Annotated in this window: 13 protein-coding genes; 10 read left to right on the forward strand and 3 right to left on the reverse strand. The window is 62.8% G+C overall.

The window, feature by feature from the left end; genetic code table 11:
* Window positions 1-900 precede the first annotated feature (900 nt).
* Complete coding sequence (locus U1701_RS16820) at window positions 901-2,271, forward strand: alginate export family protein (RefSeq protein WP_332783734.1); 1,371 nt, start codon at window positions 901-903, stop codon at window positions 2,269-2,271.
* Window positions 2,272-2,276: 5 nt separating this feature from the next.
* Here U1701_RS16820 and U1701_RS16825 read toward each other — a convergent pair whose 3' ends face one another.
* Window positions 2,277-3,185 (reverse strand): LysR family transcriptional regulator, encoded by a 909-nt coding sequence (locus U1701_RS16825; protein ID WP_332783735.1) that lies wholly within the window; start codon window positions 3,183-3,185, stop codon window positions 2,277-2,279.
* 91 nt (window positions 3,186-3,276) lie between these two features.
* Here U1701_RS16825 and U1701_RS16830 point away from each other — a divergent pair, with 91 nt between their 5' ends.
* The 7 genes from U1701_RS16830 to U1701_RS16860 all read left to right on the forward strand — a co-directional run bounded on the left by U1701_RS16830 (window position 3,277) and on the right by U1701_RS16860 (window position 11,302).
* Window positions 3,277-4,317 (forward strand): substrate-binding domain-containing protein, encoded by a 1,041-nt coding sequence (locus U1701_RS16830; protein WP_332783736.1) that lies wholly within the window; start codon window positions 3,277-3,279, stop codon window positions 4,315-4,317.
* Window positions 4,318-4,319: 2 nt separating this feature from the next.
* The gene (locus U1701_RS16835; protein WP_332783737.1) at window positions 4,320-5,228 is read left to right on the forward strand and encodes a VOC family protein; all 909 of its coding nucleotides are present in this window, start codon (window positions 4,320-4,322) and stop codon (window positions 5,226-5,228) included.
* Window positions 5,229-5,338: 110 nt separating this feature from the next.
* Window positions 5,339-6,904: a bifunctional 3-(3-hydroxy-phenyl)propionate/3-hydroxycinnamic acid hydroxylase MhpA gene (gene mhpA, locus U1701_RS16840; protein ID WP_332783738.1), complete on the forward strand. Its 1,566-nt coding sequence runs from the start codon at window positions 5,339-5,341 to the stop codon at window positions 6,902-6,904.
* A complete protein-coding gene (locus tag U1701_RS16845) occupies window positions 6,901-7,347 on the forward strand; it encodes a GlcG/HbpS family heme-binding protein (protein WP_332783739.1) in 447 nt (148 codons plus the stop codon). Before mhpA ends, U1701_RS16845 begins: the two co-directional genes overlap by 4 nt.
* Before the next feature lie 60 nt (window positions 7,348-7,407).
* Complete coding sequence (locus U1701_RS16850; protein WP_332783740.1) at window positions 7,408-8,247, forward strand: fumarylacetoacetate hydrolase family protein; 840 nt, start codon at window positions 7,408-7,410, stop codon at window positions 8,245-8,247.
* Between the two features lie 48 nt (window positions 8,248-8,295).
* On the forward strand, window positions 8,296-9,660 hold the full coding sequence (locus tag U1701_RS16855; protein WP_332783741.1) for an MFS transporter: 1,365 nt from the start codon (window positions 8,296-8,298) through the stop codon (window positions 9,658-9,660).
* A gap of 1,276 nt (window positions 9,661-10,936) precedes the next feature.
* Window positions 10,937-11,302: a hypothetical protein gene (locus U1701_RS16860; protein ID WP_332783742.1), complete on the forward strand. Its 366-nt coding sequence runs from the start codon at window positions 10,937-10,939 to the stop codon at window positions 11,300-11,302.
* Window positions 11,303-11,373: 71 nt separating this feature from the next.
* On the opposite strand, the gene U1701_RS16865 is transcribed toward U1701_RS16860, so the two are convergent.
* Complete coding sequence (locus tag U1701_RS16865; protein ID WP_332783743.1) at window positions 11,374-11,781, reverse strand: hypothetical protein; 408 nt, start codon at window positions 11,779-11,781, stop codon at window positions 11,374-11,376.
* 272 nt (window positions 11,782-12,053) lie between these two features.
* Between U1701_RS16865 and U1701_RS16870 the strand changes: the two genes are divergently transcribed.
* Both U1701_RS16870 and U1701_RS16875 read left to right on the forward strand, forming a co-directional pair.
* Window positions 12,054-12,407 carry a hypothetical protein gene (locus U1701_RS16870; RefSeq protein ID WP_332783744.1) on the forward strand — a complete coding sequence of 118 codons (354 nt, stop codon included), beginning with the start codon at window positions 12,054-12,056 and terminating at the stop codon, window positions 12,405-12,407.
* Between the two features lie 683 nt (window positions 12,408-13,090).
* Window positions 13,091-13,354, forward strand: a complete 264-nt coding sequence (locus U1701_RS16875; RefSeq protein WP_332783745.1) for an H-type lectin domain-containing protein — start codon at window positions 13,091-13,093, stop codon at window positions 13,352-13,354.
* Window positions 13,355-13,413: 59 nt separating this feature from the next.
* Here the strand turns inward: U1701_RS16875 and U1701_RS16880 are convergent, their stop codons facing one another.
* On the reverse strand, window positions 13,414-13,881 hold the full coding sequence (locus U1701_RS16880) for a hypothetical protein (RefSeq protein WP_332783746.1): 468 nt from the start codon (window positions 13,879-13,881) through the stop codon (window positions 13,414-13,416).
* Window positions 13,882-13,981: the final 100 nt, after the last annotated feature.

The raw sequence follows: 13,981 nt of genomic DNA on the forward strand, positions 1-13,981 counted from the left end.
GATCCAAGAGCCCTGGGAGGGCGCAGCTTGCCGGCATCAATCTACACTTCGCTCCGGCGCGGATCATACACCTTACTGCATCAAGCGTAGCGGCGACGAGGATTATTTGGTGAATGGCGACATGATAGTCCCGGTGGATACCACATATCTGGGGTTCTGATCCGACCGGGCGTGTCCACAGGAGCGAGTGATGCTAGACGAACAGCTCTGGCCATTCGTTCATCTCGTAGGGCGGTATTGTCTCGGCAACTAAATCAGCCTGTACGACGTAAACTGGGCATTTCTGGCTCGTCCGCTTTCGATGCAAGCACTGCCCCCTCTTCTGACGTGTTCCGCGCCGTTAATCGATTTCGTACCCATACGTATTGGGTTAAACCTTGGGAGGACCAGTAGCAGAGGCGGGCCATAAGTCGCGGTTCAGTGCTCCCTTGTCATAGTCAAACATGGCCGGGCATTCATCCTGAGCGCACAGCGGGGGCTATATGAATGTCATCCGGCGAACATTGCACGCCAGAATGACGGCGTCAGGTATAAGCAAACTAGCATACCAATCCTCATTCAATCATTTGACGATGGGGCTGTGCCGATGACATCACCGGCTCGGCTTCGCAAATCCGACCGAGATGTCGCACCGGTAAAACGGGTTCCTCCGGGCAACGCAGGACGGCTCTACCGATCGAGGCGAAGACACACGAAGAACCAGACGCTCGAGTTGACGCCGGGCGCGGAGAGGGATCGTCTGTGGTTGAAAGAAGACATGTGCCTTCTGCACGTCGGGTTATTACGCTGGCAGCCGAGGTCTACGCGACCATCTTCGCGACACAAGCACTGCAGGCACAGAGCGTGCCGCCGGATTCGCCCAAATCTACGGAATCGGGCGGGCCGGTTGCCACGCAAGCGATGACCGGCGTCAGACCCGCCAAATCGCAAGCGCTCCTGGCAGAAGTGCTGCCGGGTGGTCGCCCCGGCCCCGAAGGATTGCCGCAATTCTACCGGTGGACCGAGAATTGGTCCGCACCGCCAAAGGCGAATGCACCGCTGATCGAGAAGATCCGCCACATCCCGATCACGGGCGACGACGTGTATCTGTCGCTCGGCGGCGAGGCGCGGCTGTATTATACGAACTGGAACCATACGGTGCTCGGCGCGCGCGCCAAGGATGGCGAGGACCCGGTCCAATCCCGCCTGCGGCTGCTCGCCGATCTCCATGTCGGGACCTATGTCCGCGCCTTTGTCGAGCTCGGCGACAATCGCGATCTCGACGCATCGTTCGTGACGCCGCCCAATAGCGACAAGCTCGACATCGCCCAGGCGTTCGTCGACGTGACGCTGCCGCTTGGCTCGGCGGGCAAGGTCACCGTACGCCCGGGGCGGTTCGAAATGCCGCTCGGCAATGGCAAGCTGGTCGACACGCGCGAAGGGTTGAACACCCGCTTCACGTTTCAGGGCGTCCGCGCGACTTACATCCTGCCGGGAAAGATTTCGGTCGACGTGTTCGGCGTACGCCCGATCGCGATCCAGCCCGGCACGTTCGACGATAATCCCAACCATGCCACGACGTTCGAAGGCATCTACGTCAGTGCGCCCAACCGGATCGCAGGGTTCGGCATCGATGGCTATTGGTATGCGGTCAACCGCGACAGTGCGGTGCTGCGCGAGGGCACGGGTCGCGACCAGCGCAACAATTGGGGCGGACGGCTATGGCGGCGCGGTCCGGCGTGGGACATCGACCTGGAAGGCAATCACCAGAGCGGCACCTTCAAGGACAGCAGCATCGATGCCTATGCCATCCTGTTCGAAGGCGGCTATACGCTGGCCGCGCAGCCGCTCAAACCGCGTCTCGGCCTGCGCGCCAACCTGTTCAGCGGCGACAGCAACCTGAGCGATGGCAAGGCCGGCACGTTCGTCGCGGCGTTCGGACGATCCTCACTGATCACCGAAGGCGCTTTCTTCGGACTGTCGAATTTGATGGACCTCTATCCGTCCTTGACGCTCAAGCCGCGCAACAATGTCACGGTCTTGATCGGTCCCGATTTCCTGTGGCGGAACACGAAGGCCGATGGGGTCTATCTCGGGCCGTCGGGGTCGTTCGCGCCCTATGCCTCGAGCCGGGCAATCGGCACCGATCTCAACCTGGATGCCTCGTGGCAATTCTCAAAACGCATGCAGTTTCGGGTGTTCGAGACCTATTTCGCCGCGAGCGACTCTTTCCAGGCCCATGGCGGCCGCAACGGCAATTATTTCGGAATGCTCGCCGACTATCGTTTCTGAGCGGTCTACGCCGCGCTGCGGCCGGTCGCCGTGTGCGCCAGGAGATGCACGAACTGCTCGCCGAGCGCCGACAGGCGGCCGGAGGCGCGAACCTTGTAGCCGATCGTCCGGCTCCCCGCATCGGCGAGCGGGATCACGGTGAGCGCCCCGTCTGCGGGCTTGGTCTGGACCGGCGACACGATCGTCACGCGGTCGCTCGCCCCGACCACGGTTTCCAGCAACTGCAGCGAGTTGGCGAGGATGCAGTTGCGCGGCCATGCGACCCCGGCGGTCATGAACAGCGCCTCGACGTGACTACGATAGGTGCTTCCCGGACGCGGCAGGATCCACGGAGCATCGACGAGGTCCGCGAGCGTCAGCGCGGTGCGCTGCGCAAAGGGGCTGAGCGGACCGACGGCGACGGCGAACGGATCGTCCATCAGCACGCGCTCCACCACGTCCGCGCTCGACATGAACATCTCGCCGACCGGGCCGACGATCACGTCGATCGCGCCCGAGCGCAGCATCGGCACCAGCGTCTGGTCGAGGCCGTCGATGATTTCGATGTCGACCGGCTCGCCGCCCCCGACGAGGCTGATCAACGTATTGGCGAGCAACGTCGGGATGACGCTCGGCGTGGCGCCGATCCGCAGCGGGCCCGCGACGCCGTCGACCCGCCGGCGCACCTCCGTCTCGGCATCGGAGAGCAACGCCTGCAACCCTTCCGCGCGCCGGACGAGGATCTCACCATAGGGCGTGAGTTCTGACCCGCGACGGCTGCGCGTCAGCACCGGCACGCCGAGACGCCGCTCGAGCAGCGCGATGCTGTTCGACAGCGCGGGTTGCGACATACCCTTTTCCGCCGCCGCGCGGGTGAACGACCCCGTGCGCGCGATCGCAAGCAAATTGGCAATCTGAATTGCGTCGACAGCCATAAGAAAACCTTAGCACTCATGCATGATCGATCATTTGACCGAGCATCTACCGTCATGTCAACGATCCGTTGCAGCGATTGAGAGGAACACCATGGGTTCGGGTGAGAAGGACAGTGCGACGCGGGCCGACGCCGCACGGCCCCTGACGGCCGGGCTCGCCTTTTCGGATCGCATGGAAGCGTTGCTCGACGGGCGCGTTATCGTGGCGGGTGCCTCGCTGGACATCGCCTGCCGCCCGCCGCAAGCGCTGTTCCGCTCCGTCCTGCGGGATCAAACCTATGACATTTGCGAATTTTCGCTGGGCAGCCATATCGCTGCCGTCGCAGCGGGATCGCCAGCTTATGTAGGGTTGCCGATCTTCCTGTCGCGCGCGTTCCGGCACGGCAACGTCTATGTCCGCGCCGACCGCGGGATCGCCACCCCACGCGACCTGATCGGCCGCCGTATCGGGGTGATGGATTTCCACCAGACGGCAGCGGTGTGGGTGCGCGGCATCCTGGCCGACCAGTATGGCGTCGCGCGTTCGTCGATCGAATGGATCACCGGCGGGCTTTCCACCCCGGTGCTCGAGGATCGCGCGCCGCTCGATCTCCCGCCTTCCCTGTCGGTGCGCCGCTCGCCGCAAACGCTGAACGCGCTGCTCGAGGAGGGCGCGATCGACGCGCTGATCAGCCCGACCGCGCCGACGCTGTTCGTGCACGGCGATCCGCGGGTCGCGCGGCTGTGGCCCGATCATCGCAGTGCGGAAAGCGCCTATTTCCACGAAACGGGGATCTTCCCGATCATGCATCTGCTAGTGCTCAAGCGGCAGCGTCTCGACGAAGCGCCGGGGTTGCCGCGTGCTTTGTACACCGCCTTCGAAACGGCACGGCAATTGGCCTGCGCCGATATGGCGCAACGCGATTATCCCAAGATCGCCTCGCCCTGGCTGATGGCGGATCGCGCGCGAACGCTTGCAGACCTCGGAGCGAACCCCTGGACCTACGGCATCTCCGCCAATCGCGCCGCGCTCGAGGCGATCCTGCGCTACGCCGAGGAAGATGGTCTGACCAAGCGCAGATTCTCTCCCGAGGATCTGTTTGCGGATGTGCGCGGCGATGACGGACTTCCACCAATGGACAGGCAGGGCTGACGATGACCGAGGACTTCCTGATCGAGGCGCTGCGCAGCGTCCAGTTCGACGTGACGGACCTCGCGCAGGCCGAGGCATTTTATACCGATGTCTGGGGCCTGACGGTCGCCGAGCGGGACACCGACCGGCTTTGGCTGCGCGGGACCGGAGACGATCCCTATCTGCTCGGCCTGCACGCTGCCGAGCAGGCGGCGATCCGCGATATGACCTTCCGCGCGGCGTCCGCCCAGGCGCTGGAGGCGCTGGCACGGCGCATTGCAGACTCGGGCGTGCCGCTGACGACGCCGCTCGGCGCCATCACCGACGAGCCGGCCGGCGGCATGGGCCTCACCTTCGCCGATCCGCGGGGCCGGTTCATCCGCATCGTCCATGACGACCGGCGTGCGATCGCAGAGCCGCTGCAACGCGACCGCCCCGAGCGGCTGGCGCATGTCAACATCAACAGCACCGATGTCGATGCCGATGTCGCGATGTTCGAAACCCTGCTCGGCTTCCGCCTCACCGATCGATCGAAGATGATGGGTTTCGTGCGTACCAACAGCGATCATCACAGCATCGTGATCGCACAGGCGCCGGTGAACACGCTCAACCACGTCGCCTTTCTTCTTCCGGATTGGGAGGGGGTGATGGTCGCGTCGGGTCGGCTCATCGACCATGGCCATCCGATCGCCTGGGGTGTCGGCCGCCATGGGCCGGGCGACAACGTCTTCGCCTATTTCATCGACCCGTTCGGCTTCGTCATCGAACACACCGCCGAAGTGCTGCAGGTCGACGATCGCTACCGCGTCGGTAGTCCGGACGATTGGACCTGGGCGCCCGGCCGGACCGACCAATGGGGGATCGCACCGCCCAAATCCGACGCCTGCAAGACCGCGCAGCTGGCGATCCCGTTCGCGCGACAGGCCGCCTGATCCATAAGCAATCCTGGGCACCATGCCACTTTCCATCATTTGACCATGGGTAAGGCGGCATGGCACCCACCCTTTACGGCAGATAACGATGCCGAACGGAGAGACCCGACGTGCACAGTTTCGATATCGTGATTGTCGGTTGCGGCCCGGTCGGTGGCGCGGCCGCCAATCTGCTTGGCCGGGCCGGTCTCGACGTGCTGGTGGTCGAGAAACAGACCGATCCCTATCCGCTCCCGCGCGCGGTCCATATCGACCATGAGGTTATGCGCATCTTCCAGGCGGCGGGCGTCGTCGAGGCATTTGCGCCGCTGACGCGCGATACGCAGGGCCATCTGCACATCGGCGCCGACGGCGATGTGCTGCGCTATCTCGGGACCGCCGGACAGGCCCGGCGCTTCGGCTGGTCGAACGACTATTTCTTCTATCAGCCCGAACTCGAAGCCCTGCTCCGGGAGCAGCTGTCGGCGATGCCGAACGTCACGCTCTGGACGGGCACCAGCGCGATCGGCGTGGAGCAGGACACGGCAGGCGTCACGCTGACGCTGGCGCGCGAAGACGGCGAGGTCGAGGTTCGCGCCCGCCATGTCATCGCCTGCGACGGCGCGTCCAGCCCGATCCGCGCGATGCTCGACGTGTCGCTGGTCGATCTCGATTTCGAGGAACCGTGGCTGGTGGTCGATGTGGAGATGGACGGACCGGTCCACTTTCCCAGCTATCCCAGCTTGCCGATCGGCGCCGATCTGCAACAGCTATCGGTGATGCTGTGCGATCCGCAGCGCCCGACGACGATCGTGCCGGGGCGCGGCAATCATCGGCGCTGGGAGTTCATGCTGCTGCCGGGCGAGCAGGACGACGCGATGCGCGCGCCCGCGCGTGTCGCCGCGCTCGTTGCGCCGTGGATCGGCGACGTCCCGCACAGGATCGTTCGCGCCGCGACCTATCGTTTCCACGGCCTGGTCGCGGACCATTGGCAGGTTGGACGCGTGTTTCTGGCCGGCGATGCCGCGCACCAGACGCCGCCCTTCTTCGGACAGGGCATGTGCCACGGCATGCGCGACGTCGCGAGCCTCGCGTGGAAGCTCGCGCTGGTGCATCGCGGGCTCGCGTCGGAGCGGCTGCTCGACGGCTATCAGGGCGAGCGCGAGCCGCAGGTGCGCGCGGTGATTTCGGCGGCGATCGACGCCGGCAAATATATCTGCGAGCTCGATCCCGTCGCCGCCGCGGCACGCGACCGGATCATCCGCGAGCGCGAAGCGACGCGGACGATCCACACCGCCGCCGATCTGATCAGCCCGATCACTGGACTGGTGCTCGATGGCGGCGCGGGCGCCGGCGAGCGGTTCATCCAGCCGCGACTGACCGATGCGCAGGGTCTCTCCTACCTGCTCGACGATGTTACGGGATCCGGGATCCGTCTCTTCGTCGCCGGCGAACCCCTGCTTGATCCCGCCAGCGCAGCGGCATTCCGCAGGCTGGGCGGGACGATCGTCTCGGTCGACGCGCTGCAGTCCGATACCTTCACGGCCTGGCTGAGCACGCACGACGCCGTCGCGGTGCTCGTGCGACCCGACTTCTACGTGTACGGCACCGCCCGTACGGCGAACGATGTCAGCGGTCTGGTCGACGCGTTCCTGAGCGGAGTCGGCGCATCGGCGGCGGAGCGCGTGGCGGCATGACCCGCCTGACCCTCGAGCAAGCGAGCCATATCGTCGATGCGGCGCTCGCCGAGGCGGTGACGCTTGCCGCCAAGCCACTCGCGGTGGTCGTGCTCGACGCGGGGGGCCACCCCCTCGCGCTCAAGCGGCATGAGGACGCCAGCCTGTACCGCGCCGACATCGCCACGGCCAAGGCGCATGGCGCGCTCGGCATGGGCAGCGGCAGCCGTACGCTGGCGGAGCGCGCCGCCGCATCGCCGACTTTCTTCGCGGCCCTTTCCGCGGTCACGGCGGGGCGCATCGTCCCGGTGCCCGGCGGCGTGCTGATCCGTTCTGCCGATGGCACGATCATCGGCGCGGTCGGCATCAGCGGCGATCACTCGGACGTCGATGAGAGCTGCGCGATCGCAGGCGTTACCGCGGCGGCGCTCATCCCCGACCCCGGAGGCGAAGGCCGCGGCTGAGCAAGCGGCGGTACCGCACGCGCCATCGACGACTATTCCCGCGTTTGAAGGACCCACACGATGAAGTTCATCAGCTACCAGACAGGCGAGCGCACGAGCTATGGCGCGGTGATCGACGGCAAGGTCGCCGATCTCGGCGGTCGGCCGGGCGCGCCAGCAGATCTCAAGGCGGCGATCGCGGCCGGGGCGCTCCCGCGCTCGGCCGACGGACTGGACGCGTCGTTGGAGCTCGCCGACGTCACGCTGCTGCCGATCATTCCCAATCCTGCCAAGATCCTGTGTGTCGGCCACAATTACGAGGATCACCGCAAGGAGACCAACCGCGCCAAGACCGACTATCCCTCGATCTTCACGCGCTTCGCCGACACCCAGATCGCGGCTGGGGATGCCATTCGCCGTCCGCCCGAATCGACCATGCTCGATTATGAAGGCGAGTTGCTGCTGATCATCGGCAAGGGTGGGCGCCGCATCCACCGCGACGCCGCGATGGACCATGTCGCGGGGTTCGCCTGCGCCAATGATGCATCGATCCGCGACTTCCAGTGGCACACCGGACAGTTCACCCCCGGCAAGAACTTCCCCGGAACCTGTGCCTCCGGCCCCTGGATGGTGACGCCGGACGAAGTCGGGCCGCTCGATACGCTGTCGATCACCACCCGGCTGAACGGCGAGGTGATGCAGCAGGGCCGCTTCGACCAGCTGATTTTCGCGATCCCCGATCTGATCGCCTACTGCTCGACCTTCACCCCGCTTTCGCCGGGCGACCTGATCCTGACCGGCACGCCCGGCGGCGTCGGTGCGAAGCGACAGCCGCCGGTGTGGATGAAGGCCGGCGACACGGTCGAAATCACCATCGACCAGATTGGCATGCTGACAAATCCGGTCATCGACGAAGCCTGAAAACAGGCCCGCATGATCGAGTTCAAGAGACGATTCACGGAGAGCGACATGGCCCTGATCGACGTAGAGAAAGAAATGTCCGAGGCGCCGCTATCGGGCGCGCATATCCGGTTTGCGGCTTTGATCGGGACCGTGCTGTTCATCGACGGCTATGATCTGTTCAACGCCGCTTATGTCGCGCCTTACGTCAAGGCGCAGTGGAGCCTCACCAGCCAGCAGATCGGCCTGATGCTCTCGCTCGGGATTGCCGGACTCGCGGTCGGCGCCTTGCTGCAGGGGCCGCTCGCCGATCGCTTCGGAAGGCGGCGTGTCATGCTCGCGGGGATCTGGTTGCTTGGCCTCGCTAGTCTCGCGCTTGCGCTGCTGGCGAACAGCTTTGTCGTGTTCTGCGCGCTGCGGGCCGGTCTGGGAGTGGCGCTCGGCATGTTGTCGCCGATCGCCTTCGTCTACATCAACGAATGGGCACCGGCACGCTACGCCAATCGCTACGCCACGATCTCCTTCGTCTTGCCCTTCTCGCTCGGCGGCATCTTTGCAGGCATCGCCGGCCTCACGCTCGCCCCCGATTTCGGCTGGCACGCGCTGTACTTCGTCGGCGCGTCGGCGCTTCTGATCGCGATGCTGTGCCATGCCGTGCTGCCGGAATCGGTGCGGTATCTGGCAGCGCGTGGCGACTGGACGCGGGTCGCAACGGTATTGGCGAAAGCTCGCCCGGATCGCGCGGCTCTCTATCGAGACGCCAACGGGTTCGAGACCGGTACCGCCGAACAGGCCGGCGGCATCGCGACGCTGTTCGATCGCGATCATCGCGCGACGACGATCGCCATCTGGGTGGCGAGCGCGCTCAGCCTGTTCTGCCTGCATGGGCTGACCGCATGGCTCCCTTCGATCCTGTTGCACGAGGGTGCCGCCGTGCAGACCGCGTTCGGCTATGGCACCTTGCTGATGACGATGCAGATCCTGGGGGGCGCGGTCGCTGGCTGGTCGGCCGATCGCGTCGACCGGGTCGCGGTGATGGCAATCGGCTTCCTGGGCGCTGCCGGCTCTCTGATCCTGCTCGCTTTCACGATCCACGGCGCGTTTGCCTTCGTGGCGGTAGCGGGCGCGGGGTTCTTCGTGTTCGGCACGCAGGCGGTCATGAACAACTTCACCGCGGCAAGCTACGAGACCCGACTGCGCGGCACCGGAGTCGGAACGGCCGTCGCGTTCAGCCGGGTCGGCGGCGTCGCCGGGCCGATCCTGATCGGTTGGATGCAAGGCGCTGAAGGCGCTTTGTGGTGGACGCTGTTCATGCTTGCAGCCGCACAAGTCGTTGCCGCGATCGTCATCGCCACGCGGTTGTCGCCTAGCGGCAGAAAAAGCTACGCGATCGCGCATCGCGCTGGCCCTACGCCGCTCCAGACCGGTCAATAAGCAATCCTGAGGAGGTGGCCAGCAGGACCGACCCAGAAGACGACATTCGGGGTGCTCTTCCCGCCCCCCGAAACCGGCCATTCATTCATCTCCGTCGCACGTCCGGTTCCGGGGTATCTTCGGGCAGACTAAAACGGCTGTGGTCGGTGGAGAGCGGACCGGCTGCTTCTCGCCTTAAACCTTGGGTGGCTGTAATCAAAGCTCCACTCGCCAGTAAGCCCGGAAGAGAAGGAGGGTTTGGAGGATAGCCACTCCGGCGAAGACACCGAAAGCCAGCCCGACAAGGTGAGTGTCAGCTTTGCCGCTGAACACTCCGAACATCAAAGCAAGCCACGCGGGCAGCCCAACGCCCAAACTGATGATCTTCGCCCAGCGTGGCAGCACCCGCCAATCGCCGTCCCGAGCAGTGTAAAGGTCATGCTCATAGTCCACCCGTCGATGCTGCCACTTAGGATCAACGTCCGCAACTAGCTGCGGACGCGCGCACCGCCAATGTCTGCTTGTCGGCGCTCGCGGACATGCGCCTTCATCGCCTTTGAGCGATCGGAGACCGGTATACCGCCCTTGGGCTGGCATATGCGGCGAGAGGGCTGGCACGCGATAGCGATATTAGAGCAAAGCTGCTTGCCGCCGCTGAATGTGCAGGCGAGGCATCGTTGTTTGACGTCAACGCACCGTTCTGGCGCGGCGAGTAGCATTACCAACGTCAACAGCATGACCGTTCTCCGGACTGGAAGGGCAATTGCCTCTCCGGCAGGCTACCGGCGCTTACTAGTAGACCTCCAGTGTCCGGAAGTCGGCGGTTTCTGCCGATCTCGGCTTTCCCGATAGGATGGACCAGCCAGGTAGCAGTCGGCTCGGGTTTCGCTTGGAATCGCTCGAGTCTATGGACGCCGCATGACAAAGCCACCTCGCGAAGCCGGCACCTCGAAGAAACCACCTCTCAATGGTTGGCTAGGGATAGGCATCGTGCTTGTCACCATGACGATCTCATCCTTCGTTGCTTACGCTTACCTGCTACCGTAAATCCCGCTCGATCAACCAGTCGCATGCCGCGGTGCTCGCTATCGGGAATGCCGAACCACGCCCCAATGACCGACTTCGGGCGATCTGGTCCGTCCAGTTCGGGGGTCCGCTCTTGCGGTCGCGAATGTCGCAACGTGGGCGACAGCGGAAGGGCGGCTTCTGGCGTCCGCTTTGCCCGGGCCAATGTCGCGACGTGGTGGAAAGCAGACATTCGCTAGACGTGCTTTAAGCCGACGAATATGCCCTGAACATGGCGAGATACATGGCGGGCGTGCGCGGGCGATTTCGTGAGATGCTGATCGTTGTCGCTCAGACCCTGCCGGTCTTTGTCGTCGTCACGTATATGTCGACGCCGGAAAAGGCCCTCGTGACGACAATGGCGTTCTTTTCGATCTGGACGGCAGTTTCCGCCCGCTGGGATCAACGGGACAAGCCGGGCTTTTGGTGGCTGGTGGGTTTGGTATTGGTCGCCAATGCGCTCGCGATCTGGGCTATTCCAATGAACACAAAGTTCTCGTCAGGTCATGTCGTCGCATACCCGGTTGGCATGGCTGAAGGCTTCGTTGTTTATTGGATGCTTGGCTGGCGGCAACGGCGCGACTCAAGCGTCCGCTAATCGGCGACCGAGGCAGAGCCGATCGCCGCGAACGGCACAAGGTGGTGGATACCGGACGTAGCCGATAAGGGCTAAGCGAGAGATCGCGCAGCGTATTTCTCAATGAGCTTCCAACCGTGGACACGCATCTCGGGCAGATTAGCAAGCTGATCGTCGCTTGCCTGTCCCAAATGTCGGTCTTCTATCCAAATCTCACCACCTGCGGTTCGCTCCGTTGCTTGCCGCTCCCCATCGGTGACGTCTGTTTGGCCGATGATCTTCCAACGCTTCGACCGTATTTCCCTGCCAGATGTGTAGTACACAGTAGCATCATGGTCTTTAAGATCGATCTCGCGCGGCTCCGTGCTCACGGATTTCCCGAGATAAAGCTGGATAGCGACGACATCAGAGAAATACTGCGATGCGAAGATTACCTTAGCCGCAATAGCAGCCTCACCGGCCGGTATCGCGAGAATGCTGCCCAAAAATTTATCGTTCAAAGCCGATCCCCCCGAAGTCCGCTGCCTTATGACGTGAGTCAGGGGATGACTGCAATTGGGCGTTAGCGGTCATTCCGTCGATCGTCGGACCGAATGTCGCATTGTGGTGGAAAGCGGACATTGCGCATTGCCACTGTTCCGCGCACGTTCCGGTAATGAGAAGGTCGGTTGCACTCCTGTCCCTCGTTCTGGCGGTTTCCGCATGCGGAACGGACGAGCGCCCCTTCCGAATGGTGCAGTTTTGCTTAGGTGACATAGGCCAGATTGCCACCATGAACGCCGTGCTCCGGGACGTCGCCGCAGCCAACAGGCTCCCCTTTTACGACAACAGCAAAGCAACCGAAGCTGACCTAAACTCGGCTGCCAAAATTCAGCACAATCTGTCGGTGGCTCATCCGACCGTAAACGTCGGAACGGTGGGGCCTGAAGCATTAGGGTTCAGCGCTGGAAACTTTGCCGGGGCACCTTCGCAGATCGTCGTCGGGTTCTCGAAAGGCGGCGACATTGCTAAGGCACGAAAACTGTCGGACGACGTGGTGCAGGCGCTTTCGAGACGGTGGCGCATCCGCGACGTGCCCAACGTGGAAACGACCGGCGCATTCCCGTTGAGGAACTGCGACGGCTGACATCCCAATGTCCGCAAGTGGGCGCTAGGGGACAAGGCCGATTCCTTAAATATCGACCACGGCTCAGTCTTGTTCGCTCCCAGCGCGGAAGGCGATTGCCTTGTCGATAAGCTCCGCAGCAAGCGGCTCGCTGGTCAGAACCGCCAGTAGAATGCAGTGCTTTGCGTGTTGCCGCTGTCTATCTTTCCGATCGGACCGGGCCGCATTCAGCGCCTCAATATGGCTGGCCTCATCTATCGGAAATGTCACAATTGGCTCCCCCAGGCGTCGCGGTGAAACTCACCAGAGCGCCGTAAAGGTTCCTCGCGCAGAAAATGAAGGGCGGTGAACTTAGTGGCTCGGCCGGGCCAGGCAGCGGCGGATGTGTCGTCGGCCGGGCCAATGTCCGGCTTTGGGTATTTTTCGCCCCCTGCCGTTGGGGTATCGAAAGCTTTAAGCAGGAGCGCGGTCAAGCCGCCGTAAGGCGTAAGAGGCGTCGACACGGCAGATGCGTCCTCCGCCTAATTCGAACTAGTTGGATGACTACTGACGAAGAGCAATCGGTCGCTTCAACCGGTAGTGTTAGATCGAATTTGAACGATTCTGCTTGTCCAGATGTACTGCGGCCATGGTAACTGCAAGATACGCTTTTCTTCCGAATCAGATCTTATCGGATGAAATTGCGGATCATTGAGGAGGCGGCCATGAAGATTCAGACTGGAACAGTCCCATTTGAAAATGTAGTATCGGGCAGCGATTCCACTACCGTAAGCTTCGGAAAAGATTTTGATGAACCACCTGAAGTTATGGTGGCAATCTCCGGATTGCGGACGGATAGTGATGAAAACTTCACAAGCGTAAATTTGACGGCCACGAATGTGACCGAGGCTGGTTTTGTTATGACTTTGACCGTTACGGCACAATGTAAGGCGGAATGGCTGAACGCCTCTTACATGGCTTTTAGCTAAGTAGAATTATTTTCGCGGCGGAGGGTATCTCCGCCGCAATTCACGTCTGGTCGTGATGGTTAGCGGACGTTCTCGCGCAACCCCGGATCAACGCGCGAAGCGGTTTCTAACGGGTAGCTTTCCAAAACCTGCGCCGTTCCGATAGGAGAAGTGGACGTGTAGTACACTACCCAACGATCGCCACGACGGGGCATGGCCGTTCCATCATCGCAAGCCGCGCTTCCACAGCCTCGATTAAAAGCGAGCAGTTCGGGTGATCCATCACTGACAATCATTTTAATTACCGACGCCGTGACCCGCCAAGGTGCTTCGTATTTTGCATTAAGGCGGTGCAGCTTCTGTATTATCGGATTGGAAAGGTGGTGTGCGTCAGTTATCTTCACCAGCGCTACCCGAAGATCGGCTCGCCATGCGTAAACCGCTTTGACGCGCTGCTCTGGTGATATGAATACCCGGCAGGCTTGGGCTGGTTGCACCAACATCATAGCCGCCAACGTCGCGCCAAAAGTTACTCTGATCCGCTTCATCCCGCATACCTAGCATGAAACTAAAAGTCGGCAGTTGGGCGGGAACCGACAGGCAGCCTTGCGGCGGCAACGACCCAGGATCGGCCATTCGGGCCAACCT

The organism is Sphingomonas rhamnosi, from assembly GCF_036663615.1.
Taxonomy (GTDB): domain Bacteria; phylum Pseudomonadota; class Alphaproteobacteria; order Sphingomonadales; family Sphingomonadaceae; genus Sphingomonas.